The sequence below is a fragment of the Halorubrum rutilum genome, assembly GCF_042665015.1.
In the GTDB taxonomy this organism is placed as follows: domain Archaea; phylum Halobacteriota; class Halobacteria; order Halobacteriales; family Haloferacaceae; genus Halorubrum; species Halorubrum rutilum.
Map to the genome: position 1 here is coordinate 35,739 of NZ_JBHTBL010000011.1, position 26,215 is coordinate 61,953.

At 72.1% G+C, this 26,215-nt stretch carries 28 protein-coding genes and 1 tRNA gene; 19 read left to right on the forward strand and 10 right to left on the reverse strand.

Annotated features, from left to right (window positions below; genetic code table 11):
* Positions 1-99 precede the first annotated feature (99 nt).
* From ACFQMF_RS11580 to moaA, 8 genes are all read left to right on the forward strand, one after another.
* A complete protein-coding gene (locus ACFQMF_RS11580) occupies positions 100-1,599 on the forward strand; it encodes a phytoene desaturase family protein (protein WP_256407955.1) in 1,500 nt (499 codons plus the stop codon).
* Entirely contained in the window at positions 1,596-2,495 is a 900-nt protein-coding gene (locus ACFQMF_RS11585) for a prenyltransferase (RefSeq protein ID WP_256407956.1), read from the forward strand. The genes ACFQMF_RS11580 and ACFQMF_RS11585 overlap by 4 nt, the downstream gene beginning before the upstream one ends.
* On the forward strand, positions 2,492-3,403 hold the full coding sequence (cruF, locus tag ACFQMF_RS11590; RefSeq protein ID WP_321169210.1) for a bisanhydrobacterioruberin hydratase: 912 nt from the start codon (positions 2,492-2,494) through the stop codon (positions 3,401-3,403). The genes ACFQMF_RS11585 and cruF overlap by 4 nt, the downstream gene beginning before the upstream one ends.
* A 112-nt stretch (positions 3,404-3,515) precedes the next feature.
* Positions 3,516-4,073, forward strand: a complete 558-nt coding sequence (locus ACFQMF_RS11595; protein WP_256407957.1) for a diadenylate cyclase — start codon at positions 3,516-3,518, stop codon at positions 4,071-4,073.
* A 720-nt stretch (positions 4,074-4,793) separates the two neighbouring features.
* Positions 4,794-5,219: a universal stress protein gene (locus ACFQMF_RS11600; protein ID WP_256407958.1), complete on the forward strand. Its 426-nt coding sequence runs from the start codon at positions 4,794-4,796 to the stop codon at positions 5,217-5,219.
* 5 nt (positions 5,220-5,224) lie between these two features.
* Positions 5,225-6,004: an MBL fold metallo-hydrolase gene (locus ACFQMF_RS11605; RefSeq protein ID WP_256407959.1), complete on the forward strand. Its 780-nt coding sequence runs from the start codon at positions 5,225-5,227 to the stop codon at positions 6,002-6,004.
* 46 nt (positions 6,005-6,050) lie between these two features.
* Positions 6,051-6,734 (forward strand): thiaminase II, encoded by a 684-nt coding sequence (tenA, locus tag ACFQMF_RS11610; protein ID WP_256407960.1) that lies wholly within the window; start codon positions 6,051-6,053, stop codon positions 6,732-6,734.
* Between the two features lie 112 nt (positions 6,735-6,846).
* A complete protein-coding gene (gene moaA / locus ACFQMF_RS11615) occupies positions 6,847-7,851 on the forward strand; it encodes a GTP 3',8-cyclase MoaA (protein WP_256407961.1) in 1,005 nt (334 codons plus the stop codon).
* 49 nt (positions 7,852-7,900) lie between these two features.
* On the opposite strand, the gene ACFQMF_RS11620 is transcribed toward moaA, so the two are convergent.
* Both ACFQMF_RS11620 and ACFQMF_RS11625 read right to left on the reverse strand, forming a co-directional pair.
* A complete protein-coding gene (locus ACFQMF_RS11620; RefSeq protein WP_256407962.1) occupies positions 7,901-8,293 on the reverse strand; it encodes a DUF1648 domain-containing protein in 393 nt (130 codons plus the stop codon).
* Between the two features lie 236 nt (positions 8,294-8,529).
* Positions 8,530-8,604: transfer RNA gene (locus ACFQMF_RS11625), tRNA-Arg, on the reverse strand.
* 102 nt (positions 8,605-8,706) lie between these two features.
* On the opposite strand from ACFQMF_RS11625, the gene ACFQMF_RS11630 reads away from it, so the two are divergent.
* Together ACFQMF_RS11630 and ACFQMF_RS11635 are read left to right on the forward strand one after the other, a co-directional pair.
* On the forward strand, positions 8,707-9,336 hold the full coding sequence (locus ACFQMF_RS11630; RefSeq protein WP_256407963.1) for an AAA family ATPase: 630 nt from the start codon (positions 8,707-8,709) through the stop codon (positions 9,334-9,336).
* Positions 9,333-9,785: an RNA-binding domain-containing protein gene (locus ACFQMF_RS11635; protein WP_256407964.1), complete on the forward strand. Its 453-nt coding sequence runs from the start codon at positions 9,333-9,335 to the stop codon at positions 9,783-9,785. Before ACFQMF_RS11630 ends, ACFQMF_RS11635 begins: the two co-directional genes overlap by 4 nt.
* A 35-nt stretch (positions 9,786-9,820) precedes the next feature.
* Here the strand turns inward: ACFQMF_RS11635 and ACFQMF_RS11640 are convergent, their stop codons facing one another.
* The 4 genes from ACFQMF_RS11640 to ACFQMF_RS11655 all read right to left on the reverse strand — a co-directional run bounded on the left by ACFQMF_RS11640 (position 9,821) and on the right by ACFQMF_RS11655 (position 12,975).
* Complete coding sequence (locus tag ACFQMF_RS11640; RefSeq protein ID WP_256407965.1) at positions 9,821-10,408, reverse strand: DUF7978 family protein; 588 nt, start codon at positions 10,406-10,408, stop codon at positions 9,821-9,823.
* Positions 10,409-10,511: 103 nt separating this feature from the next.
* Positions 10,512-11,105 carry a GNAT family N-acetyltransferase gene (locus ACFQMF_RS11645; RefSeq protein ID WP_256407966.1) on the reverse strand — a complete coding sequence of 198 codons (594 nt, stop codon included), beginning with the start codon at positions 11,103-11,105 and terminating at the stop codon, positions 10,512-10,514.
* 75 nt (positions 11,106-11,180) lie between these two features.
* Complete coding sequence (locus ACFQMF_RS11650; protein WP_256407967.1) at positions 11,181-12,101, reverse strand: DMT family transporter; 921 nt, start codon at positions 12,099-12,101, stop codon at positions 11,181-11,183.
* A 202-nt stretch (positions 12,102-12,303) separates the two neighbouring features.
* Complete coding sequence (locus ACFQMF_RS11655; protein ID WP_256407968.1) at positions 12,304-12,975, reverse strand: ArsR/SmtB family transcription factor; 672 nt, start codon at positions 12,973-12,975, stop codon at positions 12,304-12,306.
* A 136-nt stretch (positions 12,976-13,111) separates the two neighbouring features.
* On the opposite strand from ACFQMF_RS11655, the gene gpmI reads away from it, so the two are divergent.
* From gpmI to ACFQMF_RS11685, 6 genes are all read left to right on the forward strand, one after another.
* On the forward strand, positions 13,112-14,689 hold the full coding sequence (gpmI, locus tag ACFQMF_RS11660; protein ID WP_256407969.1) for a 2,3-bisphosphoglycerate-independent phosphoglycerate mutase: 1,578 nt from the start codon (positions 13,112-13,114) through the stop codon (positions 14,687-14,689).
* Between the two features lie 63 nt (positions 14,690-14,752).
* Positions 14,753-15,895 (forward strand): thiolase family protein, encoded by a 1,143-nt coding sequence (locus ACFQMF_RS11665; RefSeq protein ID WP_256407970.1) that lies wholly within the window; start codon positions 14,753-14,755, stop codon positions 15,893-15,895.
* 47 nt (positions 15,896-15,942) lie between these two features.
* The gene (locus ACFQMF_RS11670) at positions 15,943-16,530 is read left to right on the forward strand and encodes a DUF655 domain-containing protein (protein WP_256407971.1); all 588 of its coding nucleotides are present in this window, start codon (positions 15,943-15,945) and stop codon (positions 16,528-16,530) included.
* Positions 16,531-16,573: 43 nt separating this feature from the next.
* A complete protein-coding gene (locus tag ACFQMF_RS11675; RefSeq protein WP_256407972.1) occupies positions 16,574-17,512 on the forward strand; it encodes a 16S ribosomal RNA methyltransferase A in 939 nt (312 codons plus the stop codon).
* A gap of 8 nt (positions 17,513-17,520) precedes the next feature.
* Positions 17,521-18,801, forward strand: coding sequence for a mechanosensitive ion channel family protein (locus tag ACFQMF_RS11680; protein ID WP_256407973.1), 1,281 nt, complete (start codon positions 17,521-17,523; stop codon positions 18,799-18,801).
* Positions 18,798-19,415: a HemK2/MTQ2 family protein methyltransferase gene (locus tag ACFQMF_RS11685; protein WP_256407974.1), complete on the forward strand. Its 618-nt coding sequence runs from the start codon at positions 18,798-18,800 to the stop codon at positions 19,413-19,415. The genes ACFQMF_RS11680 and ACFQMF_RS11685 overlap by 4 nt, the downstream gene beginning before the upstream one ends.
* A 7-nt stretch (positions 19,416-19,422) precedes the next feature.
* On the opposite strand, the gene ACFQMF_RS11690 is transcribed toward ACFQMF_RS11685, so the two are convergent.
* Positions 19,423-20,355, reverse strand: a complete 933-nt coding sequence (locus ACFQMF_RS11690; RefSeq protein WP_256407975.1) for an ABC transporter substrate-binding protein — start codon at positions 20,353-20,355, stop codon at positions 19,423-19,425.
* Between the two features lie 112 nt (positions 20,356-20,467).
* Here ACFQMF_RS11690 and ACFQMF_RS11695 point away from each other — a divergent pair, with 112 nt between their 5' ends.
* Positions 20,468-21,484 (forward strand): 5-methyltetrahydropteroyltriglutamate--homocysteine methyltransferase, encoded by a 1,017-nt coding sequence (locus ACFQMF_RS11695; protein WP_256407976.1) that lies wholly within the window; start codon positions 20,468-20,470, stop codon positions 21,482-21,484.
* Entirely contained in the window at positions 21,484-22,554 is a 1,071-nt protein-coding gene (locus ACFQMF_RS11700) for a methionine synthase (RefSeq protein WP_256407977.1), read from the forward strand. Before ACFQMF_RS11695 ends, ACFQMF_RS11700 begins: the two co-directional genes overlap by 1 nt.
* A gap of 63 nt (positions 22,555-22,617) precedes the next feature.
* Here ACFQMF_RS11700 and ACFQMF_RS11705 read toward each other — a convergent pair whose 3' ends face one another.
* The gene (locus tag ACFQMF_RS11705) at positions 22,618-23,091 is read right to left on the reverse strand and encodes a luciferase domain-containing protein (protein ID WP_256407978.1); all 474 of its coding nucleotides are present in this window, start codon (positions 23,089-23,091) and stop codon (positions 22,618-22,620) included.
* Between the two features lie 90 nt (positions 23,092-23,181).
* On the opposite strand from ACFQMF_RS11705, the gene ACFQMF_RS11710 reads away from it, so the two are divergent.
* A complete protein-coding gene (locus ACFQMF_RS11710; RefSeq protein ID WP_256407979.1) occupies positions 23,182-23,931 on the forward strand; it encodes a sugar phosphate isomerase/epimerase family protein in 750 nt (249 codons plus the stop codon).
* 35 nt (positions 23,932-23,966) lie between these two features.
* On the opposite strand, the gene ACFQMF_RS11715 is transcribed toward ACFQMF_RS11710, so the two are convergent.
* On the reverse strand, positions 23,967-24,833 hold the full coding sequence (locus ACFQMF_RS11715) for a DUF7547 family protein (protein ID WP_256407980.1): 867 nt from the start codon (positions 24,831-24,833) through the stop codon (positions 23,967-23,969).
* Between the two features lie 60 nt (positions 24,834-24,893).
* The gene (locus ACFQMF_RS11720; protein WP_256407981.1) at positions 24,894-26,189 is read right to left on the reverse strand and encodes a GNAT family N-acetyltransferase; all 1,296 of its coding nucleotides are present in this window, start codon (positions 26,187-26,189) and stop codon (positions 24,894-24,896) included.
* Positions 26,190-26,215: the final 26 nt, after the last annotated feature.

A 26,215-nucleotide genomic window follows, 5' to 3' on the forward strand; every position in this document is an offset into this window, starting at 1 on the left:
TCACTCGCGGCGCCGGCGGGCCCGCGCCGCGGCCGGAGACCGGGCCGCCGTCGCCGCGTCTGGCCGGTATTTATACCGTCGCCGCCCCTACGATCCCCCATGGACGTGGCCCCGGACATCGACGCCGCGGCCGGCGAGTCCGTCGTCGTGATCGGCGGCGGGTTCGGCGGCCTCTCGACCGCGTGTTACCTCGCGGACGCCGGCGCGGACGTGACCCTGTTGGAGAAGAACGAGCAGCTCGGCGGGCGGGCGAGCCGACTCGAGGCCGACGGCTTCCGGTTCGACATGGGCCCCTCGTGGTACCTGATGCCGGACGTGTTCGAGCGCTTCTTCGGCCACTTCGGCCGGTCGCCGGACGAGTTCTACGAGCTGGAGCGGCTCGACCCGCACTACCGCGTGTTCTGGAAGGACGGCGACATGGTCGACGTGCTCCCGGACCGCGAGGCGAACCGCGAGCTGTTCGAGGAGTACGAGCCCGGCGCGGGCGACGCGTTCGACGCCTACCTGGAGGAGTCGGAGCGCACCTACGAGATCGGGATGGAGCACTTCGTCTACGAGGACCGCCCCCGACTCCGCGACTACGTGGACAAAGACGTGCTCCGGTACTCGTGGGGGCTCTCGCTGCTCGGGAAGATGCAGGGGCACGTCGAGAGCTACTTCGACCACCCGAAGCTCCAGCAGCTGATGCAGTACACCCTCGTCTTCCTCGGCGGCTCGCCGTACAACACGCCGGCGCTGTACAACCTGATGAGCCACGTGGACTACAACATGGGCGTCTACTACCCCGAGGGCGGGATCGGCGCCGTCGTCGACGGGATCGCCGAGCTCGGCGCCGACCTCGGCGTGGAGTACGTCACCGACGCCGAGGTGACGGGGATCGAGGGGCGCTACGGCGGGTTCGCGGTCGACACCGCCGACGGGGAGCGCTACCTCTCGGACGTCGTCGTCTCCGACGCCGACTACGCGCACACCGAGCAGGAGCTGCTCCCGCCGCGCAAGCGGCAGTACGCCGAGGAGTACTGGGAGTCGCGGACGTACGCCCCCTCGGCGTTCCTGCTGTACCTCGGCGTCGAGGGCGACGTGCCGGAACTCGAACACCACACGCTCGTGCTACCGACCGACTGGGACGGGCACTTCGAACAGATCTTCGACGACCCCTCGTGGCCCGACGACCCCGCCTACTACCTCTGCGTCCCCTCCGAGACCGACGACACCGTGGCGCCCGAGGGCCACAGCAACCTCTTCGCGCTGGTCCCCATCGCGCCCGGGCTGGAGGACACCCCCGAGCTGCGCGAGGAGTACCGCGACCTCGTGTTGGACGACGTCGCGGAAAACACCGGGACGGAGCTGCGCGACCGGATCGTCTTCGAGGAGACGTTCTGCGTCGACGACTTCGCCGACCGCTACAACAGCTACCGCGGGAGCGCGCTCGGGCTGGCGCACACGCTGCGACAGACCTCGCTGCTCCGGCCGTCCCACGAGTCCGACGCGGTCGACGGGCTCTACTTCACGGGGTCGACGACGACGCCCGGCATCGGGGTCCCGATGTGTCTCATCAGCGGGCAGATAACGGCCGAGGCGGTCTCGAAGCCGACGTGAGGAACGCCGTGACCGACACAGCGACCGACGCCGACCGACGGTCGATCGCCGCCGACCTCCGGTACCTGCTGGTGCTGTCGCGGCCGCGCTTCTGGCTGTACCTCGCGGGCCCCGTCGCGGTCGGCGTCACGTACGGGATCGGCGACGTGAGCGGGCTGTTCACGCCGACCACGGTGGCGCTGGCGGCGTACTTCCTCGTGCCCGCGAACGTGTTCCTCTACGGCGTCAACGACGCGTTCGACGCCGACATCGACGAGCTGAACCCGAAGAAGGAGGAGCGCGAGGCGCGCTGGCAGGGGGACCGGCTCGTCTCGGTCGCGGTGCTCGCGTCGGCGCTGGCGGGGCTCGCGACCTTCGCGCTCACGCCGCGGGTCGCGTGGCCGTACCTCGCCGGCTTCCTCCTGCTGTCGGTCGGCTACAGCGCCCCGCCGGTGCGGTTCAAGACGACGCCGTTCCTCGACTCCGTCTCGAACGGCCTCTACATCCTGCCCGGCGCGGCCGCGTACGCGACCGTCGCGGGCGCCCACCCGCCGCTCGCGGCGCTCGCGGGGGCGTGGCTCTGGACGATGGGGATGCACACGTTCTCCGCGATCCCCGACATCGAGCCCGACCGCGCCGCCGGGATCCGGACGACGGCGACGCTGCTCGGCGAGGGGCGGACGTACGCCTACTGCTTCGCCTGCTGGGCGGCCGCCGCGGCCGCGTTCGCCGCGGTCGACCTCCGGCTCGGCGCGCTGCTCGGCGTCTACCCGGTCTTCGTCGCGTGGGTCGCCGCCTCGTCGGTGTCGGTCGACCGCGCGTACTGGTGGTTCCCGGCGCTGAACACCGCCGTCGGAACCCTGCTGGCGATGGGCGGCCTCTGGCGCGTCTACCCGGTCACGGAGGTGCTCGCGTGAGCGACCCGGACGGGTCGGCCGGCTCGGCGGGGTCGCCGGAGTCGACCGGGTCGACCGTAGGCGGCGTCGACGCGCTCCGCGCGCGGCTCCCCGACACCCGCCGCGGCGCGGAGGCCCTGCTCGACCGGACCGTCCGCGAGAACCGGTTCACCATCGCCGTGTTGTTCCCGCTCGTCGGCGCGCTCGCCTTAGTCGGCAGCGCGGAGGGGTGGGTGCCGGAGCCGTTCGCCTTCCACCCGTGGTTCGTGCTGTTCGGCGTGCTGGTGATGCGCTCGCCGCTCGTCGTCGGGACCCTCCCCGCGATCGACCGGCGCGCGGTCGGGTGGGTCGGCGTCCTGATCGCGTACACCTACGCCGTCGAGCTGGTCGGCGTCGCCACGGGCTGGCCGTACGGGAGCTTCGAGTACACCGTGGACCTCGGGCCGATGCTCGCCGGCGTGCCGGTCGCGCTCCCGGTCTTCTTCATCCCGCTCGTGGTCAACGCCTACCTGCTCTGCCTCCTCCTCCTCGGCTCGCGGGCGTCGAACGGCTGGCTCCGGCTGGCGACGGTGATCGCCGCGGTCGTCGCGATGGACGTGGTGCTCGACCCGGGCGCGGTCGCGCTCGGCTTCTGGAGCTTCGGCGGCGGGAGCTTCTACGGCGTCCCGCTCTCGAACTACGCCGGCTGGGTGGTGTCGGCGACGGTCGCGGTCGTCACCCTCGACCGCGCGTTCGCGGGGACGACGCTCCGCGACCGGCTGCGCGACTGCGAGTTCATGCTCGACGACATGGTGAGCTTCGTGATCCTCTGGGGCGGCATCAACCTCTGGTACGGGAACCCCCTGCCGGTCGCCGTCGCCGCCGCGTTCGGCCTCGGGCTCGTCCGCGCGGACCGGTTCGACGCGCGGGTGTTCTCGCCGTGGGGATGACTCGCCGCGGGGGTGACTCCCCGACGCGACTCGGTGTCGCTTAAATACGCCCGTCGCCTCTCTCCGGTATGAGCGTTCAGGAGCGTCACGGGCGGCACGGCGAGGGGGGCGAATGAGTCGGCTGGCGATCGAGTACGGCGACCACGAGCGCGTCCGTGAGGTCGTCGACCGGCTGACCTACTGCGCCGAGCACGTCAGCGTCGCGTTCGACGGGTGGGAGGAGCCGCACGTCAAGGGGCCGGGGCTGTACTTCGCGGTCGTCGCCGACCGCGACTACGGCGAGTACGCCGACCCGATGGGCGACAACCGCTGGCCGCGGGAGGGCTGCGCGTCCGTGTTCGACGAGGGGGCGTTCGTCGACGCCGTCGGGACGGTGAGCGTCGAGCAGGACGGCGGGATCGTCGTCGCCGTCGACGGCGAGATCGAGGCGCAGATGGTCCGGTTCCGCGACCTCGGCACCCGGAGCGGGGAGTCCGACCTCGTCGACGACGTGGCGTACGAGCCGTGGATGGGGTCGCGACACATGAGCGCGATCGAGACCTCGGTGCGCCCGGAGGTCGTGGCGACGGTGACGCTGAGCGAGGAGACGGGGCGCGTGAGCGTCTTCCGCGACGGCGAGGCGACGTCGATGCGGCGCCACGAGCTCGGCGGCGAGTGGCGCGTCGAATAGGAAATAAAACGGGTTCCGTTACGGTCCGCCTCCTCGGATGGGTCCTCGTCTGAAACGGCCGGTCACCGTGCGGTGACTCCTGGTTGAGAGAGGAATCGGAGCGCGAATCGGTCGAGCGGTCGTTCGTACGTGACCGCTCGCTCTACGGTGAACACCCTAGAAGTCCCGGCCGCCCGGCTGTGCGCGATCAGTGACTCGACGCCGGAGAACACCTCCAAAGCCCCAGCCGGGAGGACTCGCGCGGCTTGCTGCGCTCCTCGCTCGGTCGCTCACTTCGTTCGCTCCCTCGCTGTGGTGCTTACTGCGCCGTGCTTCGTCCTCCCGGCTGCCCCTTTGAGTCCCACCCGACCGCACAGCACCGCCGGAAGACGTTCCTGCTCGCTCACTCCGTTCGCTGCGCGGGCTGCGACTTCCGTGCTCTCGCTCGCTCCCTCCGGTCGCTCACGAGACCGCGGCCTCACGCCTCCCCAGCCTCGCGGCTCCCTTCGGTCGCCGCGTCCCTCGCGCGTGCTCCTCGCGCCCGCTGGGCGCTCGGAGGCACGCGCCGACCGCATCGTCCTTTATCCTCGATGCTCCCCGTCGCTCGCGGTCGGTTTCGTACCACGTCGGCGAGGGGTTTCGACGGGGCCAGTCGGATCCGCTTTTGATCCGATCGACCGCCGTCTCGATCTCCGAGCGCGAGGCCCCATCGTTAATGGGCCGCCCGTCAAACCGTCGGGTATGTACGACGAGATCCTGGTGCCGACGGACGGGAGCGAGGCGGTCGACCGCGCGCTCGATCACGCCCTGCGGCTGGCGAGCGACCACGACGCGACGGTCCACGCGCTGTACGTGGTCGACCGACGGATCGCGACGGCGAACTCGGGCGACCTCCACGACGAGATCGTCGAGGACCTGGAGGCGCAGGGGCGGGAGGCGGTGGGCGCCGTCGCCGAGCGCGCCGAGGCGGCGGGCCTCGCCGTCGAGACGAGCGTCGTGCGGGGGACGCCCGACACGGAGATCGTCTCGTACGCCGACGAGCGCGGGATCGACGTGATCGTGATGAGCCCGGAGGGGAAGTCGCCCCGCGAGCGGATCCGGTCGCTCGGCAGCGTCTCCGACCGCGTCGCCGACGACGCGAGCGTCCCGGTGTTCCTGATCAAGTGACTCGCATGGAGCTCACCGTCCTCGGCTCCGGCAGCGCGATGCCCGTCCCCGACCGCGCGCAGGCGGGCTACCTCCTCGACGACGGCGACCGCTCGCTGCTCGTCGACTGCGGCAGCGGCGTCCTCCAGCGGCTCGCGGCCACCGACACCGGCTACGAGGGCGCCTCGACCGTCCTCCTCACGCACCACCACCTCGACCACGTCGCAGCGCTCCTCCCCCTGCTGAAAGCGCGGTGGCTCGCGGGGGCCGAGCACCTCGAAGTGGTCGGTCCGGCGGGAACGAAGTCGCTCGTCGACGGGCTCCTCGACGTCCACGACTACCTCGACGGGCGGGTCGACCTCGCGGTCCGGGAGGTGTCGGCGGCGCGTCCCTTCGCGGCGGCCGGGTTCGGCGTCGCCGCGCGCGAGACGCGCCACTCGATGGACGGGCTCGCCTACCGGTTCTCGCCCCCGAGTTCCGACGCGGATCCCGCGGACGGCCCGCTCACGCTCTCGGGCGACACCGAGGCGTTCGCGGGGATGGCGTCGTTCGCCGACGGGAGCGAGGTCCTCGTCCACGACTGCTCGTTCCCGGACGGCACCGACGTGTCGAACCACCCGAACCCCACGGCGCTCGGCGAGTCGCTCGCGGGCGTCGACGTCGACACGCTCCTCCTGTCGCACCTCTACCCGCACACGGGCGGCCGGGAGCGCGAGATGGCTCGGAGCGTCCGCGAGGCGGGGTTCGAGGGCGAGGTCGAGGTCGCGAGCGACGGGCTGCGCCTGGCGCTCGCGGACGGTGATTAGTAAGTAATACCACAGACTTATACGCCGGCGCGCCGAGGGGGCGCCCATGGCGTTCAGCGACGACCTGCTGGCGGCGGGGGCGGACATCTGGGCGGCCCAGTTCGAGCACCCGTTCGTCCGCGAGCTGGCCGCCGGCGACCTCGACGAGGCGGCGTTCCGCCGGTGGCTCGAACAGGACTACCGGTACCTCTTCGACTACGCCCGGACGTACGCCGTCGCGGGCGCGAAGGCGAGGGACGAGGCGGCGATGGCGACGCTCCTCGGCGGGGCGGACGCCGTGTTGAACGAGGAGCTCGACCTCCACCGGTCGTTCGCCGGCGAGTACGGCGTCACGCCGGACGAGTTAGCCGCCGTCCGGAAGCGCCCGACCTGCGAGGCGTACACGAGCTTCCTCGTTCGGACGGCGTACGAGCGGCCCGTCCCGGTCGCGGTCGCGGCGCTTTTCCCCTGCATGCGAGGGTATCTCGACGTGGCGGACCACATGGCGGAGCTCGCCGACGCTGAGCACCGGTACACGCCGTTCATCGAGACGTACACGAGCGACGCGTTCCGCGCCGAGACCGCGTCGATTGGCGACCTCCTCGACGACTACGGGGAGACGTACCCCGAACACCGAGAGGCGATGCGCGAGGCGTTCCTCACGAGCGCCCGCCTCGAACTCGCGTTCTGGGAGATGGCGTACGCCGGGGAGGAGTGGGCGACCGAGGCCGTCGACGGAGGGGACCCGTGACCGGGACGCCCGGCGAGGTCGACGCCGCCGGCGAGAGGACGTAACCGCCGAGAGTTACGCGCCGGCGCGATCGACCCGGACCCTTAAGCGATCCCACCCGCTCCGTTCGGACATGACCGGGCCACTCGCGGACGACTTCGGGCGGGAGGTGACGGGGGTGCGGGTCTCGCTGACCGACCGCTGTAACTTCGACTGCGTCTACTGTCACAACGAGGGGCTAGGCGACACGCGGGGGCCGATGGAGCCGAGCGACGACGAGATGAGCGCGGACGACGTGGTCCGCTTCCTGGAGGTCGTCGAGGGGTACGGCGTCGACTCGGTGAAGTTCACCGGCGGCGAGCCGATGCTCCGGCAGGACCTCGAGGAGATCGTCGAGCGCACGCCCGACTCGATGGAGGTGTCGATGACGACGAACGGCACGTTCCTCCCCGGGCGCGCCGAGGATCTGAAGGCGGCCGGGCTCGACCGCGTCAACGTCTCGCAGGACGCGCTCGACCCCGACGACTTCGCGGAAGTGACGAAGTCCGGCGCCTACGAGCAGGTGCTGGAGGGCGTCAGAGCCGCCGTCGACGCCGGGCTCGACCCCGTGAAGCTCAACATGGTCGTGTTCACGCACACCGCGGGCTACGTCGAGGAGATGGTCGAGCACGTCGCCGACAACGAGGGGCTCCAGCTCCAGCTCATCGAGTACATGCCCGAACTGACGGGCAAGCCGGAGTGGAACATCGACATCGGGCGCGTCCACGACTGGCTCGCCGAGGAGGCGGACCGGGTCGAGCACCGCGAGATGCACGACCGCAAGCGGTACTTCGTCGGCGAGGACGCCGACGGCGAGGGCGGCGGCATGGTCGAGATCGTCGACCCCGTCGAGAACGAGGACTTTTGCGCCAACTGCGGCCGCGTCCGCGTCACCCACGAGGGGTACCTGAAGGGGTGTCTCAACCGCAACGACGACCTCCGGTCGATGGGCGAGATGACCCGCGCGGAGATCGCGGAGACGTTCGAGGCGGTCGTGGCGAACCGCGTGCCCTACTACGGCGAGTACCTCGTCGAGAACGACGAGGGCGAGTACGAGATCAACGAGGAGTATCTGGGGACGCCGAGCGTAGCGGACTGAGACGCGAACGTCTCGACTCCGCCGCCAAGGTTAACGGCGCCGACCCTCTCTACCGCGTCTCGAACCAGACGGCCACGGCCACCAGCCCGCCCGCAAGCGCCAGCGCAACGGGGACGATCGGCACGTCGTAGCCGAGGTTGACCCCGAACACCATCAGCTGCACGACGAACAGCAGGATCATCGCCAGCGAGCCGACGATGCGCTCGCCGACGTCGCTGCCGGTCACCTCGAACAGCACGCTCACGAACACGACGATCGCGGGCATCATCAGGACCGCGATCGGTTTCTCGACGACGTTGTCGGGCTGGCCGGCGGCGTTCCAGTGGATCGCCATCTGATCCGGGAGCGCGCCGTACAGGGCGCCCCCGAGCGCTAACAACGCCGCGGTGACGACCCCGGCGACTAGCTTCTGACGGGCGAGGAATCCGGCTGGAGGGTTCATACCAACTGATGACGCCGGGCTCCGGTAAATACGTTATTCGTGTGAAACGAGTGACGCCCCGGTTCACCCGGTGCGCGTCGTGTCGTCTCGCGGCTTCACGACCACGGCGGGACTCGAATCCCCGTGCCGCTACCCCTCGCTCCGCTCGCGGAGAGCGGACACGGTGGGACTCCCGCGAGCGACCGCAGGGAGCGAGTGGGAGTAAACCGTGTCCGTGAGTGACCGCAGGGAACGAACGGACACGGTGGGATTCGAACCCACGACCATCGGATTAGAAGTCCGACGCTCTATCCTGGCTGAGCTACGTGCCCTCGCCTCGTTCTCTACCGCCCGATATAAAAAACGCCGACGGTTCGAACCGGCCGATCGCGCCAACAGCAGACCTAAGTCCGGCACGGGACTACTCGCCGCCAATGAACGTCATCGGAACCGTCGGGCTCCCCGGGAGCGGGAAGGGGGAGGCGGCGAACGTGGCCGAGGCGGCCGGGATCCCGGTCGTCGTCATGGGCGACGTGATCCGCGCGGAGTGCCGCCGCCGCGGGCTCGACCCCGCCGAGCACCACGGCCGGATCGCGGGGGCGCTCCGCGAGGAGGAGGGCGACGACGCCATCGCCGCCCGCACGCTCCCGCGCATCCGCGAGGCCGCCGCCGAGAGCGACCGCGGCGAGACCGTCCTCGTCGACGGGCTGCGCTCCACCGTCGAGATGGAGCGCTTCCGCGAGGCGTTCGGCGACGGCTTCACGCTCGTCGCGATCCGGGCGCCGTTCGAGCTGCGCGCCGAGCGCCTCGACGCCCGCGGGCGCGACGACTCCGACTCCGATCTGGAGGCGCTCCGCGAGCGCGACGCGCGCGAGATCGACCTCGGCCTCGGCGACACCCTAGAGCGCGCCGACGTCGAGATCGACAACACCGGGACGCTCGACGAGTTCCGGAGCCGCGTCCGGGCGGTGCTGGGGGTCGACGCGGAGCGGGAGGAGGGAGAGGAAGGAGATGCGGGCGAGGGGTCGGCGGCGACCGCGAACGCCGGGGGTGACGGCGCGTGATCTACAGCATCGACGTGCGGATCGAGGTCCTGGTCCGCGACACGGAGGTCACGGACCGAGTCGACGACGCGGTGCGGAACGTGTTCCCGGACGCGGAGCCGGTCCACGAGGACGGTCGGCTCGTCGCCGAGGCGCACACCCTCGACGCCTTCTCGGACGTGCTCCACGAGCAGGAGATCCTCGACACGGCCCGCCGGGTGTTCCTGCGGAACAGCGACGACGAGGGGTTCTCGTTCTCGCTGAAGAAGCAGGCCGCGTTCGAGGGGATCGTCAACTTCGCCGTCGGCGAGTCGGACGAGCTCGGCGAGATCGACGTCGACGTCCGCGTCCGCGAGCCCGACGTCGAGTCGTTCGTCGACTACGTCGCGCCCGAGACCGACGAGGGGCGACCGGTCGATCCCGTCCGGGAGTACGGCGACCGCGTCGAGCCCGACGAGGGCGACTACTGAGCGCCCGGCGCTCGCCGGGCCGCCGTTTCGATCGGTCAGTCGCTCAGCAGCGTCGCGCCCGCGCCGCCGACCGCGCCGAAGGCCGCCGGGTACACCGCGCCGGCGAGGAGGACGGCCGTGACGAGGTCGGGCGCGACCGCCCCGTCGCCGACCGAGTAGCGGAAGAGGAACGCGCCGATCACGGCCGGCGGGAGGTAGCCGACGAGGACGGCCGCGCCGGCCTTCGCGCCGTCCGCCGGCTCACTCGCCCCGGCGACCCGGCTCGCGGCGAGCCCGGCGAGGGTCAACAGGACGGGCGGGACGACGAACAGCAGCGTCAGCGACCCGCCGTCGGCCTGCGAGATGAGGTTCGTGAGCTGCGAGCCGCCGACCAGCGACGGGATCTGCGTGTCGACGAAGTGCCCGTTGTAGAACACCCAGCCGATCGCCTGCCACGTCGGGATCGGGTCCCCGCCGAACAGGTCGGCGAAGAAGTTGAACCCCTCCAGCTGGCTCTCGACCGCCGACCGCTGCGTGAGGTACGCGAACAGGTAGCCGAGCACGTACGCGGCGGCGCCCGCGGCCGCGCCGCCGACGATTCCGCTCGTTGCGTTCGGGCCGCTCGTTCGGTCGGGGACTGACATATACCCCGAGTCGTTTCGGCGGTGGTAAGTGTTTGTTGGCTCGGGACGGAGTGCGGAACGTGGCGTTTCAGAGCTGATTGCGACCGTTCAGACCGATACTGGGTCAGCTCGTCGCCTCGCGCCACTCCGCCCGCGAGACCGTGTAGCGCACCTCGTCGTGGACGCTCCCGTCGGGGAGGGCGAGCGTGTTCCGCAGGCGCCCCTCGCGGCGCCCGCCGAACCGGTCGACGTACCTCTCGACCGCGCGCCGCGAGTTGTCGTTGTCGGGGTGGTGGCTCACGGCGACGACCTCCAGGTCTAAGTCGTCGAACGCGACCCCGACGAGCGCCGCGGCGCGCTCGCCGGAGTACCCCCGGCCCCAGAACCGCTTGCGGAGCCACGTGCCGAGCTCGGCGGTCCGGGTCTCCCAGTCGACGGAGAGGCCGCCGAAACCGGCTATCTCCCCGGCGCCGTCCTCGCCCTCGCGGGGGCGGATGACGTAGCTCGCGGCCTCCCCGCTCTCCCACCGCTCGCGGCCGCGTTCGAGGAACTCGCGGGTCTCCTTCTTCGTCTCGTGGGGGTCCCACGCGACGTGCGCGGTCACCTCGTCGATCCCGGGGTCCGACGAGCAGATCCGGTAGCACGCGTCGAGATCGACGTTCTCGGGTCGCCGGGGCTTCAGTCGCAGCCGGTCCGTCTCGATCGCTTCGGGGAACACGACGGCCCGTCTCGGGGGGCCGACAAAAATGGTTCCCGGGCGTGCGTCGCGGTGGCACGCCGGCGACCGGCGGGCTCAGTCGACGACGCCGTACTCGCGGAGCGCCGACCGCAGCGCGGCCCGCTTCACCAGGGCGAACCCGACGCAGATGATCAGGAAGCCGGCGACCGTGTTGAGCGAGATCACCTCGCTCAGGAAGAGCCAGCCGGCGACCGCGGCGAATATCGGCGCGACGTACGAGACGAGGTTGATCTCGATCGGCCCGAGCCGGTCGAGCAGGTCGAAGTAGATGAGGAAGCCGAGGCCGCTGGCGGCGATCGACAGGTACGCTAGCGCCGCGATCGCCTCGGTGGTCCACGAGACGTCGGCGACCGACTCGCCCAGCCCGGCCGCCAGCAGGTGCATCAGCAGCGCGCCGAGGAGCATCGACCACGCCTCCATCGTCTCGATCGGGAGGTCGGCGTCCGACGCGCGGGTGAGCACCGACCCGAGCGCGAACGAGGCCGCCGCCAGCAGCACGAGGAGCTTCGCGACCGTGCCGCCGCCGGTCAGGTTCCCGGGGTCGGGCGCGGCCAGCACGATCGCCCCGACGAGGCCGACGAGGAGCCCGATCACGCCGACGACGGTCAGGCGTTCGGAGGGGAGGAAGGCGCGCGCGAAGACGGTCGTCAGCACGGGCGAGAGACTGACGATCACGGCCGCGACCGCGCTCGTCACGGCGGGGTCCGTCTCGCCGATGAAGAGGAACGCGTGGTAGGCGGCGATGATCAGCGTCGCGCCCACCGCGACGACCGTCCACTCGTCGCGCCCGCGGGGGACCGGGTCGTCGACGACGTACGCGGCGTACCCGAGCATGACGACGCCGGCGACATCGTACCTGAGCGCGGCGAACAGCACCGGGGGGAAGTACGCCAGCCCGGCCTTGATCGCCATGAACGCGGAGCCCCAGACCGCGGCGAGGATCAGGAACAGCGCGAGGTCCCGTGCTCTGCTCACACGCGTCCTCCTCCGGGCGCGGTCCAAAAGGTTCCGGAAGCGGCCGGCCGTGCGGAGAGGAAGGGTCGGGAGACGGGGACGCGAGGGACCGGGGACACGGGAGACAGGGATGCGAGGGACCGGGGATGCGAAAGACCGGAGGCGACGGGGACGCGGGCGACGGGAGCGCGAGCGGCGAGGGAGAGCGCGGGGCGCCGGCCCGCTACCGGACGCGGTATCGCTCGGCGTCGCCGTCGGCCTCGCGGGCGAGCACGCCGACGTCGGCGAGGCGGCCGAGCGCGTCGCCGACGGCCGCCTCGCGGGCCCCGACCTCGTCGGCCACGGCCGCGGGCGTCCCGTCCGTCTCGATCACCGCGGCGAGGATCGCTGCGTAGAAGCGGCTGTCGGCCTCGGTGCCGAGCCGCTCGTCGATCCGCGCGAGGGTGTCCTCGACCCGGCCCTGCACCCACCGCTGGGCCAGCGAGAGCTCGCGGTCGAGGTCCTGGAGGCGGGCGTACTCGCCCGCGAGGTCGGCGATGTCGTTCGACGCCCCCGAGCCGTCGGGCGCCTCGATGGTGAGGTGGGGACAGCGGCCCGACATGTCGAGGCTGTTCTTGGCGGGGTAGGCGCTCTTCGCGCCGAAGCCGTACGGGGAGACGCTGACCTCCAGCCGGAGGCTGCGGGTGATCCGGAAGTACTTCCGGCGCTGGTCGTCGGTCGTCGACTCGATCAGGCCGGCCTCCTCCAGCTTGCGCAGGTGGTCGATGACGGCCTTCGGGCTCACGTCGAGGTACTCCGAGATCTCCGTGACGTAGCAGGGCTTGGTCGCGAGCAGCCGGAGGATGCGCCGCCGGTTCTCGTTCCCGAGGAGATCGAGCAGTACCGCGGAGTCCATTAACGTATGGTTAGCCTCCGGAGGGTAAAAGGCTGACTTCCGGGCCGCGGTCGGCTCGTTGTCGGGGGATCCGCCGACCGGCGCTCGGAGGCCCCCGGAGCGAAGGGTAGTTACCCCGGGGAGCGGAACGGGGCGTATGGAGACGGCACTCATCGTCCTCGACGGCTGGGGACTCGGGAGCGGCGCTAGCGGGGGCGACGGCGCTGACGGCGAGACGGTCGACCCCTCGGGGCGGCCGGCCGGCCGGGACGCGGTCGCGGCCGCCGACACGCCCGCGTTCGACGACGCGACCGCGCGCGGCGCCGACGGCCGCCTCGTCGTCCACGGGCGGCGCGTGGGGCTCCCCGAGGGCCAGATGGGGAACTCGGAGGTCGGCCACCTGAACATCGGCGCGGGCCGCGTCGTCAAGCAGGCGTACACCCGGATCACCGACGCGCTCGCGGAGGGGTCGCTCTCCGACAACGACGCGATCGCGGGGGCGCTCGAACACGCGAAGTCGACCGGCGGGCGGGTCCACCTCATGGGGCTCGTCTCCGACGGCGGCGTCCACTCCGACGTCGAACACCTGCTCGCGCTGATCGACGCCGCGGCCGACGCGGGGGTGCCGGCGACGACCCACGCGTTCACGGACGGCCGCGACACGGCCCCGGAGATCGCCGACCGCTTCCTCGCCGAGGTGGAGGCGAAGGCCGCGGAGCGCGGGACCGGAGACGTCGCGACCGTCACGGGGCGGTACCACGCGATGGACCGCGACGAGAACTGGGAGCGGACGCGGACGGCGTACGACGCGATCGTCGAGCGCGAGGCGCCGCACGAGGCCGAGACGGCGGTCGAGGCCGCGACCGAGGCCCACGCCCGGGGCGAGACGGACGAGTTCATCGAGCCGACCCTCGTCGGCGACGGGCCGGCGCTCGCCGACGGCGACGCCGTGATCTTCTTCAACTTCCGGGCGGACCGCGCCCGCCAGCTCGTCCGGCTGCTCACCGACACCCGGCCCGAGTGGGCGTTCGAGCTCGACCAGCCCGAGATCCGGATGACGACGGTGACCGAGTACGACGAGACGTTCGACTTCCCGGTCGCGTTTCCGCCGGAGGTCCCCGAGAACACGATCGGCGAGGTCGTCGCCGACGCGGGGCTCACGCAGCTCCGGATCGCCGAGTCGGAGAAGTACCCGCACGTGACCTACTTCCTCAACGGCGGCCGCGAGGTGGCGTTCGACGGCGAGCTGCGCGAGATCGTGGCGAGCCCCGACGTCTCCACGTACGATCAACAGCCGGAGATGTCGGCGCCCGAGCTCACCGACGAGGCGATCGAGATCATCGGGGACGCGGACCCGGACCTGATGGTCCTCAACTACGCGAACCCGGACATGGTGGGCCACACCGGCGACTTCGACGCGGCCGTCGCGGCGGTCGAGGCGGTCGACGCGCAGCTCGACCGGCTCCTCGACGCGGTCGCCGACGCGGGCGGGCACGCCGTCGTGACCGCCGACCACGGCAACGCCGACGACATGGGGACGCCCGAGGACCCCCACACCGCCCACACGTTCAACCCGGTCCCGTTCGTCTACCTGACCCCCGACGGCGACGGCGGCGGGCGCGCGGTCCGCGAGGGCGGCTCGCTCTGCGACGTCGCGCCGACGCTCGTGGAGCTGATCGGGCTCGACCGCCCGGCGGAGATGACCGGCGAACCGCTCCTCGCGGACGGGCCGTAAACCGCGGCCGGATTCCCGGCGGTTCCACGGCCCTTTAAGAACGTCACCGGTCTCTGATCGGTCATGACAGACGAGACCACGCCGGTGATCGCCGCCGCCTACCGGACGCCGCAGGGGAGAGACGGGGGCGTCTACGCCGACACCCGCAGCGAGGACCTCTCGACGCGGCTCATCGACCACGTCCTCGCGGAGACCGGGCTGACGGGCGACCACGTCGACGACCTGATGTGGGGGGTCGCCCAGCAGCGCACCGAGCAGGACAACAACGTCGCCCGGGTCATCGCGCTGCTCTCGGAGCTCGGCGAGTCCGTGCCCGCGACCTCGATCAACCGCTGGTGCGCCTCCTCGATGCAGGCGATCATCTCGGCGTCGGACGCGGTCGCGGCCGGGAACCGCGACTGCGTCATCGCCGGCGGGGTCGAGAACATGAGCCGCGTCCCGATGGACGGCGACGCCTACGAGCACCTCCACCCGGAGCTGTCGGAGGAGTACGACGTCTTCCAGCTCCAGATGGGGATGACGGCCGAGAAGGTGGCCGAGGAGTACGGCGTGAGCCGCGAGGCCCAGGACGAGTACGCCGCCCGGAGCCACCGGCGCGCCGCGGAGGCGACCGACGCCGGCCGGTTCGACGACGAGATCGTTCCCGTGGAGACCGAGGAGGGGCTCGTCGAGGAAGACGAGGGGATCCGCCCCGACACGACGCCCGAGACGCTCGCCGAGCTCCCGCCCGCGTTCACGGGCGACGGGACGGTGACGGCCGGGAACGCCTCGCAGATCTCCGACGGCGCGTCGCTGACGCTGGTGACGAGCGAGGCGTTCGCCGAGGACCACGGGCTCGACGTGCTCGCGGAGGTCGGCGCGAACAACGTCGCGGGCGTCGACCCCACCGTGATGGGGATCGGCCCGGTGCCCGCGACGCGGGGCCTGCTCGACCGCGCCGGGCGGTCGATCGACGACTACGACCTCGTCGAGCTCAACGAGGCGTTCGCCTCCCAGTGCGAGTACTCGCGGCGCGAGCTCGAGATCGACGAGGACGTCTACAACGTCAACGGCGGCGCCATCGCGCTCGGTCACCCGCTCGGCGCCTCCGGGGCGCGCCTCCCCGTCACGCTGCTCCACGAGATGGAGAAGCGGGACGCCGACCGCGGGCTCGCGACCCTCTGCGTCGGCTTCGGGCAGGGGGCCGCGATCGAGTTCTCGCGATAGGTCGACGCGGCAGCGGTTTTTTCACCGTTCGGTGGCGTAAAACGAGTATGAGCGACCCCGACTCCGACGCGCCCGACGCGGCGGACGACGACGGCGGCCCCGTCGCCGTCCTGCTGGACGTGCTCCCGAACGGGCGGCCGGACGACGACCGGCCGCCGTCGCGGAAGACGCCGGTGGCGTACGGCCTCGGGACCGACTCGTTCCGGCTGTACGAGCTCGGACTCGACGAGGGCGCGGACGCGTCGGTGGGCGACCGGGTCGAACTCGACGGCCCCGGGGTCGGCCGGTACCGCGAGGTGGAGTACGACGACCTCACCCGGAACGCGGCCGCGGAGGTGGAGTACGCCGTCGAGGCGATCGTCGACGCCGACGAGAGGCGCTTCGTCGACTTCTACAACGAGGCCGGCCCGATCACGCTCCGGCTCCACCAGCTCAACCTCCTCCCGGGGGTGGGCAAGCAGCTCCGGAACAACGTTCTCGACGAGCGCAAGCGCGGGCCCTTCGAGAGCTTCGAGGAGGTGTCCGAGCGCGTCTCCGGGCTCCACCGCCCGCGGGAGGTGATCGTCGAGCGGATCGTCGAGGAGATCCGCGAGGACGACCTGAAGTACCGGACGTTCGCCGGGCGCGAGGAGTGAGCCGAAACGGGACTTTTACCCGGAACGCCGGCGTATCGCGGCCATGACCGACCTATCGACGGGTGAGACCGCGGGGTACGGGGACCGCGACCCCGACGCCCTCGCGCGGCGGGCCGGGGAGCGCGCGGACCCGGACCGCGACCAGCACTTCCTCGTCGACGACCGCGTGCTCGACCGGATCCCGGGGTACCTCCCCGACGACGCGGACCGGAGTCACCTCCTGGAGATCGGCGGGGGCGCGGGCGCGCTCACCGACCGGCTGCTGGCGGCGATCGTCGCGGAGGACGCCGACGCCTCCGGGAACCGCGACGCGGCCGGCGACCGCGGCGCCGTCCCCGGTCGCCTCTCCGTAATCGAGCGCGACGGGACCTTCGCCGACTTCCTCCGCGAGGAGTTCGCGACCGCGGTCGACGACGGCCGCCTCGACGTGATCGAGGGGGACGCGCTCGATGTCGAGCTCCCGCCCTTTACCGCCTGCGTCGCCAACCTCCCGTACGGCGTCTCCTCGGAGATCGCCTTCCGGCTGCTGCCGGCGAAGAAGCCGCTCGTGTTGATGTTTCAGGCCGAGTTCGCCGACCGGATGGTGGCGTCCGCCGGCGAGTCGGAGTACGGTCGGCTCTCGGTGTCCGCCCAGCACTACGCCGCCGTCGAGATCGTCGAGCGCGTCCCGAAGGAGGCGTTCGACCCGCGGCCCGCCGTCGAGAGCGCCGTCGTCAGGTGTACGCCGCGCGACCCCGACTACGCGGTCGGCGACGAGGCGTTCTTCCTCCGGTTCGTGAAGGCGCTGTTCACCCAGCGGCGCAAGACGGTGCGGAACGCGGTCCGGAACACCGGCCACATCTCCGGGCTGGACGAGCCCGAGGCCGTCGTCGAGGCCGCCGACGAGGCGGTGCTCCGCCGGCGGCCCGGCGCGCTGGAGCCGAGCGCGTTCGCCGCGCTGGCGGAGCTGGCCCGCGAGCACGGCGCGCCGACCGAGGTGTGACCGCGCCGATGACGCTCGCAGACGTCGCGCTCGCGATCGGGTCCCTCGCCGCGGCGGCGGGTTCGGTCGCCCCGGTCCCGGAGCTCCTCGCCGCCGGGACCGCCGGCGGTCCCCTCGGCGACCTCTACGGCGCGCTGACCGAGAACGTCAGGCGGACCATCGCCTCGGCGCTGATCGTCGCGGCCGTGCTCGGCGTGCGGGTGCTCACCGCGTGGGCGAAGCGGCGGAACGGGGACATCTCCTCGACGCGGCGGCTGCTGCTCTCGGCGTCCGTCGGCGCCGCCACCGCGGTCGGGGCGCTCTCGCTTCTGTTCGTGTGGGACCGGAGCGGCGCGCTGCTGGGCGCGTTCGAGGCGGCCGCGGTCACGGACCAGCTGTCGAACGTCGTGATCGCGGTGGTGCTCCTGGCCAGCGCCTACGCGATCACCGACTTCCTCGGGGGCGTCATCCGCGAGATATCCGCCGAGAGCAGCGTCCTCACCGACCACCAGGAGGAGGTGGTCCGGCGGCTCACGCAGCTGACGGTGTACACCTTCGCCCTGCTCGTCGTCGTCGGGCTGTTCACCGACAACGTCGGTGGCCTCCTCGTCGGCGCCGGCTTCCTCGGGATCGTGGTCGGGATGGCGGCGCGCCAGACGCTCGGGGCGATCCTCGCCGGGTTCGTGCTGATGTTCTCCCGCCCGTTCGAGGTCGGCGACTGGGTCGAGGTCGGCGACCACGAGGGGACCGTCACGGAGATCTCGATCATGAGCACCCGCCTCCGGTCGTTCGACGGCGAGGTCGTCACGCTGCCGAACGACGACGTGCGCTCGGGGTCGATAATCGACCGGTCGCGCCGGAACCGCCTGCGGATCGAGGTCGAGGTCGGCGTGGACTACGCGACCGACCTCGACCGCGCGGCGGCGGTGATCGAGGAGGCGATCGCCGATATCGACGACATCGCCGCGATGCCGGAGCCGGACGTCGTGACGAAGCGGTTCGACGACTCGGCGGTCGTCCTCGGCGCCCGCTACTGGATCCGGAACCCGAGCATGCGGAAGCGCTGGCGCACCCAGACGGCCGCGATGGGCGCGGTCAAGTCGGCGCTGGAGGACGCGGGCATCGTCATCCCGTTCCCGCAGCAGACGCTCTCGGCGCGGGAGGAGGGGACGTCCGGCCCCCAGCTCGACGCGTCGGTCGAGGGGCGAGCGGCGACGCGCGGCGGCGGGCGGAGCGACGGCGGCGAGCGGGGCGACGGGAGCGGCGACGCGAACGGCGGAGGCGACGGCGGCGAGGGGACGGACGAGTGAGCGACTCGAACGGTCCGGACGCGGCCCCCGACTCCGGGTCCGACCTCGCGGCGCGCCGCGGCGTCGACGACGCGGTCGTCTACCAGCCCGCCGAGGACTCCGGGCTCCTCGCCGAGGCCGCCCTCGAAGCGGCGCGCGGTCGGGTGCTGGAGGTGGGCACCGGCTCCGGCTGGGTCGCGGCGCGGATCGCCGCGGAGCGCGACCTGGACGTGGTCGGCGCGGACCTCAACCCGCACGCGGCGCGGGAGGCCCGCGAGCGCGGCGTCGAGGCCGTCGTCGCCGACCTCTGTGCCCCGTTCCGCGCGGGCGCGTTCGACACCGTCTGTTTCAACCCGCCGTACCTCCCGACCGACCCCGACAACGAGTGGGGCGACTGGATGGAGCGCGCGCTCTCGGGCGGGGAGTCGAGCCGCGAGCTGATCGAGCCGTTCCTCGCCGACGTGGGACGCGTGCTCGCGCCGGGCGGCGTCGTCCTCCTGCTCGTTTCCTCGCTGACGGGCTACGACGAGGTGCTCGCGCTGATCGAGGACGCGGGGTTCGAGGGCGAGCCCGTCGTCGAGGAGTCGTTCCCGTTCGAGACGCTCACCGTGTTGCGGCTCGAACGCCGGGAGTGAGGCGCGCTCACGCGTCGCGCGAGGCCTCGGCCGCCGCCGGGTCGACGCGCCGCACCTTCTCGTCCGATCCCTCGAATCGATCCGGGTGGATCACGGCCGCCAGCGCCTCCAGCGCGTCGACGACGCGGTGGCTGTGGCGGTTCAGGTAGGCGGTGCCGTCCATCGCGTACACCCGACCCTCGCGCGCCGCGGACACGCCGTCGAGCGGCTCGCGGGCCAGCAGGTCGCGGGCCGCGCGCTCGGCCTCGTCGACGTCGGCGGCGCAGGGACCGACCACGACGACCTGCGGGTCGAAGGCGCGCAGGTCGTCGGGATCGATCCTCCGCGACCGCTCGCCCGACGCGACGAGCCCGGGCTCCCCGCCGGCGGTCCGGACCAGATCGGGAACCCAGAGCCCGGCGTGGCGGAGCGGGTCGGTCCAGTCGAGGACGGCGACGCGGGGGCGAGAGCTGCCGGGAGAGGCGGGGTCGTCCGACGGCACCGCGTCGGCGACAGCGTCGATCCGGGCGTCGAGGTCGTCGCGGAGGGCGGCCGCGGCCGCCGGCCGGCCGACCGCCTCGCCGACGCGCTCGACGTTCGCGAGGACGTCGTCGAGGTCGGCGGCGTGGACGTCGAGCACCGCCGCGTCGAGGTCGAGGCGCTCGACCGCGCGGCGCGCGAGCCCCGCGTCGAGCGCGCAGACGGCGCAGACGCCCTGGGTTAAGATCACGTCGGGGTCGGCCGCGGCGAGGCGGTCGCCGTCGAGGTAATACGTGTCGTCGCGGGCGGCGACCCGGTCGAGGTCGCCGGGGTCGCCGTCGAGGTCGCGGACGAGCCCGGTGAGCGTCGGCCGGTCGTCGACCGCGGGCGGGCGGTCGCACTGGTGCGAGACCGCGGCCGGGACCGCGCCGAGCGCGGCCGCCAGCTCGGTGGCGGAGGGAAACAGGGAGACGACGGTCATGGGTACGGATCCGCGAGGGTCGGCTTAACCGTTCGGCCGTGTGTGGAGAAATAACTATTGAGCATAAAATACATTAGCAAATATTATACGGCGGCATATCGAACTTCTGGTGATGACTCAACGTGTCGCGGCCACGCCGGGGCTGTACCCGCTCCCGGACCGGGCGAAAGAGACGCTCTCGGACCTCAAGGGCCACCAGAAGGGCGACCTGCTGAGCGGCGACGAGGGCGAGGCGATCGTCGAGCAGTACGACGAGGTCCGCGCGGAGTTCGTCGACGACCAGCTGGACGCCGGCCTCGACCGCGTCGTCGAGGGGCAGGGCCGCTGGGACGACATGATCGCGCACCCGCTGACGGTGCACGACGGCGTCGAGACCGGCGGGATCGTGCGGTACTACGACAACAACAACTTCTACCGCGACCCCCGCGTCGTCGACGACCTCGGCTTCTCCGGCGACGTGGCGCGCGAGCTGGAGGCGGCCGCCGGTCTGCTCGCCGACGCCGACGGCGCCGCCGACGCGCCCCTCGCGGCGACGCTCCCCGGCCCGTACTCGCTGGCCGACCTCGCGACGGACGAGCGCTACGGCGACGAGGCCGACTTCCAGGCCGCGGTCGCCGAGTTCCTCGCGGGCGAGGTGGCGGCGTTCCCCGCCCACGAGACGCTGTTCCTCCTCGAACCGTCGCTCGTCACGAGCCCGCCCGCCGAGGGCGAGGAGTCGACCGCGACGGACGCGATCGCGGCGGTCGCCGACGCGACCGACGCCGACGTGGTCGTCCAGACCTCGTACGGCGCGCTCGGCGAGAAGCTGTACGCCCACCTCGTCGACGAGGCGGGCGCGGACGCGCTCGGGCTCGACCTCGTCGCCGGCGACCGCGACGACACCGTCTACAACGTCCAGGAGTTCGGCGCGACCGACTCGCTGTCGCTCGGGCTCGTCGACGGGCAGAACACGCTCGTCGAGGAGCCGGAGACGGTCGCGGAGCGGGTCGAGTGGTTCGAGTCGCAGGTCCCCGCGGAGGGGTTCGACCGGACCTACCTGACGCCGAACACCGAGCTGTTCTACCTGCCCGCCAACAAGTACCGCGCGAAGCTGAACGCGCTGGCCGCCGCCGCGGAGGTGCTCGACTGATGGTCCGAAACCCCGACGCCAACCGCGACCAGTTCCGCCCGCACGACCACCCGAACGACGCGTTCCTGCTGACGACCGTCGTCGGCTCGTACCCGAAGCCGAAGTGGCTGAACCGCGCCGACGAGCTGGTCGACGACCCCGACTCGAAGTTCGACGAGTCCGACCTCGATGAGGCCCACGACGACGCCTGCCGGCTCATCACCCGCGAGCACGAGCGCGCGGGGCTCGACACGGTCGTCGACGGCGAGATGCGCCGCAACGAGATGGTGGAGTTCTTCGCCGACCGCATCGACGGCTACGAGTTCAACGGCCCCGTGAAGGTGTGGGGCCACAACTACTTCGACAAGCCGAGCGTCGTCGAGGAGGTCGCGTACGACGAGCCGTGGCTCGTCGACGAGTTCGAGTTCACGTCCGACGTCTCCGAGCGCCCCGTCAAGGTCCCGATCACGGGGCCGTACACGCTCGGCTTCTGGGCGTTCAACGAGGCGTACCCCTCCACCGAGGAGCTCGTCTACGACCTCGCCGACCTCGTCAACGAGGAGGTCGAGAAGCTCGTCGAGGCCGGCGCGCGCTACATCCAGATAGACGAGCCCGCGCTGGCGACGACGCCAGAGGACCACGCTATCGTCGGCGAGGCCCTCGAACGCATCGTCTCGGGCATCGACGAGGAGGTCCGGATCGGCCTCCACGTCTGTTACGGCGACTACTCGCGGATCTACCCCGAGATCAACGACTACCCGATCGACGAGTTCGACGTCGAGCTGTGTAACGGCGAGTACGAGCAGATCCCGACGTTCACCGAGCCGACATTCGAGCCCGACCTCGCGCTCGGCGTCGTCGACGCTCACACCGCCGAGGTCGAGCCGATCGAGGAGATCAAGGAGAACATCCGGCAGGGGCTGCGCGTCGTCCCGCCGGAGAAGCTCACGGTCTCGCCCGACTGCGGGCTGAAGCTCCTGCCGCGCGAGGTCGCGTACGGCAAGACGGAGAACATGGTGACCGCGGTCCGCGAGGTCGAGGCCGAGATCGATTCCGGCGCGATCGACGTGGATAATCCGCTCGACGACTGAGGCGCCGTTTCGGTAGCTTCCGGATCGGTGACGTCGGAGGCCCCGAATCCCGGGCCGGCGCGGCTACTCTTCCGGTGCGCCGACTCTCCCGGGGCGACGACGTTCGAAAGCGCTCCGGACGGACTCCGAGGGGTCGAGGGCGTCGAGCTCGGAATCGACGTCCACGGCGGTGTACTCCTCGGCGCCGGCGGGAGTCTTCTTGAGGACGTTCACGTGGTACAGGTACGACAGCCTGACGAGCCACCGGGCGTGATCGTAGTCCCCCGGACGCTCGATGTAGAACGTGGTCCACCCCGAGTCGTCGAGGAGGTGGTGGACGCCCGTCTGGTCCGTTTCGACCAGCGCGTCGCGGAGCGCGCGGAGGTAGGCGATGTCGAGCATCCCCCACGCGTGGACGTGACCGACCTCTCGCGGTCCGACCAGCCACTCTGTCCCCCCGAACCGATGCTCTCCGACGGTCACGCCGGGCCACGACCCGACGTCGTCGACGAGCCGCTTGACCGTCCGCTCGACCGCCTCGCGGTCACTTTGTGTCATGGTACCATTCCGTGGGCGGACCGGATAGCTCTTCCTCGTCACGCGTCGCCCCGGCGCCACCTATACGTGGCCGCCGTCCCCACCGCCGACATGGAGATCGGTCTCACCGTCGGCGACGACCTCGACCGGCTCGAAGCGTCGCCGACGCGGTTCGACTTCTGCGAGCTCGGCGTCGGCGAGCCGACGCTCGCGCCCGGGGAGATCGACCCGGACCGGCTCGCGGACGCGCTCGACGGTCGCGACCTGCTCGTCCACCTCCCGTACGGCCAGCGGCTGGCCACCTACGTCCCCGAGGTGAACGACGCCATCGTCGACTACCAGCGGCGGCTCCTGGAAGCGGCGGGCGGCCTCGGCGCCGAGAAGGCCGTCCTCCACGCCACCTCCGCCGACCGCGACGACGTCGCGTTCCGCGAGGTCGCCGCCGAGCAGCTCCGCCGGGTCGCGGACGCCGGCCGCGAGGCGGGCGTCGAGGTCGTCGTCGAGAACGTCGGCCACCAGCACGCGGGGCTCCAGCTCTCCGTGCTCGGCGAGACGGCGCGCGACACCGACACCCCGATCTGCTTCGACGTGGGCCACGCGTACATGGAGGGCGGCGACAAGGCGATCGCGCGGTTCCTCCGCGCCCACGGGGACCGCGTCTCGCACCTCCACTGCCACGACGTGCGCCGCCGGGGCGACACCCACCTCCCGATCGGCGCCGGCGAGGTGGACTACGGGGCCGTGGCGGCCGAGCTCGACGGGTTCGACGGCACCGTCGCGCTGGAGGTGTTCACCGACGACGACGCCCTGCTCGTCGACTCCGCGGAGCGCGTCGCCGACCGGCTCGGCGCGGAGTTCTGAGGGCGAACGACCGTGACGGTGCGTCTCGCGGGGGATCAGTCCGCGTCGCGGTCGCCCGCGTCGTCCGGGTCGTCGCCGCCGGCCTCCCCCTCGGTCGCGGAGTCGCCGGCCTCGCCGTCCGCGCCGTCTCCGTCGGGGTCGGGCTCGCCGTCCGCGGCGTCGCCGTCGATCTGCCGCTTGATCGACTCCAGTTCCGACTCGACGTCGACCTCGGGCGCCGGGTCGTCCTCGGGCTCGTCGTCGGCCGCCTCCCCGGAGTCCGCGTCGGGATCGGTCACGTCGATCCGGATCCCGCGGCCGCCGGCGGAGGGGTCGTCGCGCCCGCCGCGCTCGTCCCGGTCGGCCGTCTCGCGTCCGCCGGTCTCGCGTTCGCCGTCGTCGTCTCGACCGCTTCGGCGGTCGTCGCGCCGGTCCTCCCGTCGCGCGGCGTCGGCCTCTCTCCGGCCCTCCTCGATCCGCGACTCGATCTCGGCCGTGAGGTCGCGGGCGTCGGCGATGATCGAGCGCGAGGCGGCCTCCTCGGGGAGGTCGGCCTCGGAGAGCGCGGTCCGGAGCTCCGAGAGCGACCGCGCGAGGCCGGCGCTCGCGCCGTCGCGGACGTCGGCGAGGCGGTCGGCGGTCCCGTCGGCGTCCCCGGCGACGCTCCGCCCGGGGTCGGCGAGCCGGAGGGTCCCACGGAGCAGTTCGAGCGACTTGATCGTCGTCTCCAGGAGGGCGATGACCGTCGGGATGGTGTACTGCTCGGTGAACCGGACCAGGTCCGAGAGGCTGGGCGGCCGCGGCGGCCCGCGGCGGTCCCGGTCGGTCTCCTCGAGGTCGCGGCGGAGCTCGCCCAGCACGTCTTCGAGCTCGTCGAGCCGCTCTTCGAGCTCGTCCTCGCGTCGGTCGTCGCGGGAACTCATGTCACGGGGTACGCGGCGCGCGAATAAAAAGCCCGGCCGGCGAGGGCGCCGAAGCGGGGCTCAGAACCCCTCGCGGAGGTGCGTCGTTCGCGGCGGGAACAGCGCGCGGAGAGAGGCGGCGGCGTCGCCGTCGAGGGGGCGGTCGCCGGGACCTCCGAGCCGGCCCGCTCGGACGACCTCGTCGACGGACCGATAGCCGACGTACAGCTGGGAGAGGGCGCCGACGTCGATTTCGGCACCGGCGGCGTCCGGGTCCGCGGCGTCGCCGGCGGCGCCCGGGTCCGCGGCGTCGTCGAGGGCGTCACCCTCGCCCCCGTCGACCGGCTCGACCGCGACGCTCCCGTCGGCGACCGCGACCCGGAACGTCGCGTCGTTCCGCGGGACGAGGGGGTCGTCGACCGCGAGCGAGAGCGCCGCCTCGACGCCGGGGTCCGGGTCGAGCGCTCCGAGGGCGGCGGCGACGTCGACGAGCCGGACCATCGGGCCGGTCCGGACCTCGCAGTCGACCGCGCGGGGGTCCTCGACGAGGTCGAGCAGGGGGGCGTCCGGCGGGGCCCGGATCCGGACCTCGGCGACCTGCGAGTCGTGGTTGCGGCAGAAGCGCAGGAGCTGGAACCACGCCTCGTCGTCCGCGACGGCGACGTCGGAGACGCGCATGACGGTGTCGTCCGCCTCGTCCGCGTCGTCGTCGAACGAGTACCGGCAGAGCCCCCGGAGCTCCCCGCCGCGCGCCCAGCCGTAGACGAACGGGTCGGTCTTCCAGCCCCGGACGACGCGCTCTCGCCACCACGCCTCGCTCCAGTCCATCGTGAGGTCGTAGCGCTCCGCCGTCGCCGCGAGCAGGGGTCGCACGGCCCCGTAGTCGCCCTCGCCGAGCCGGCGGAAGGACCCGGCCGCGTCGCCGTCGGTCGCGATCAGGTCGTCGACGAACCCGAGCTGATCGGGCGGCGCGGCGAGCGAGCGGTAGCGGCTCGCGGTCGCCCAGCCGTAGCCCGCGTAAAAGGAGTGCTCGAAGGGCCACAGCGTCGAGACGGCGACGCCCCGCTCGCGGTACTCCGCCAGCGACTCCCGGAGCACGCGGGCGACGTTCCCGCGCCGCCGGTGCTCCGGCGGCGAGGCGACCGCCGAGAGCCCGGCGACCTCGCGGTCGGCGCCGCGGATCCGCAGCGGGAAGAAGTGGTGCGCGCACACCGCCACGGGGTCGTCGGCCGCGTCGAAGAGCCCGCGCCGCTCGGCGATCGTGTCGTGGCCCTCCGCCTCGTCGGGGTCGTACGGGCCCTCGGCGGGGGCGAACGCGTACCGCATGAACGCGCCGAACTCGTCGGCGCGCTCCTCCGGGAAGGGTCGGTACTCCATACGCGGTCGGCTCGCGGGAGCGGAAT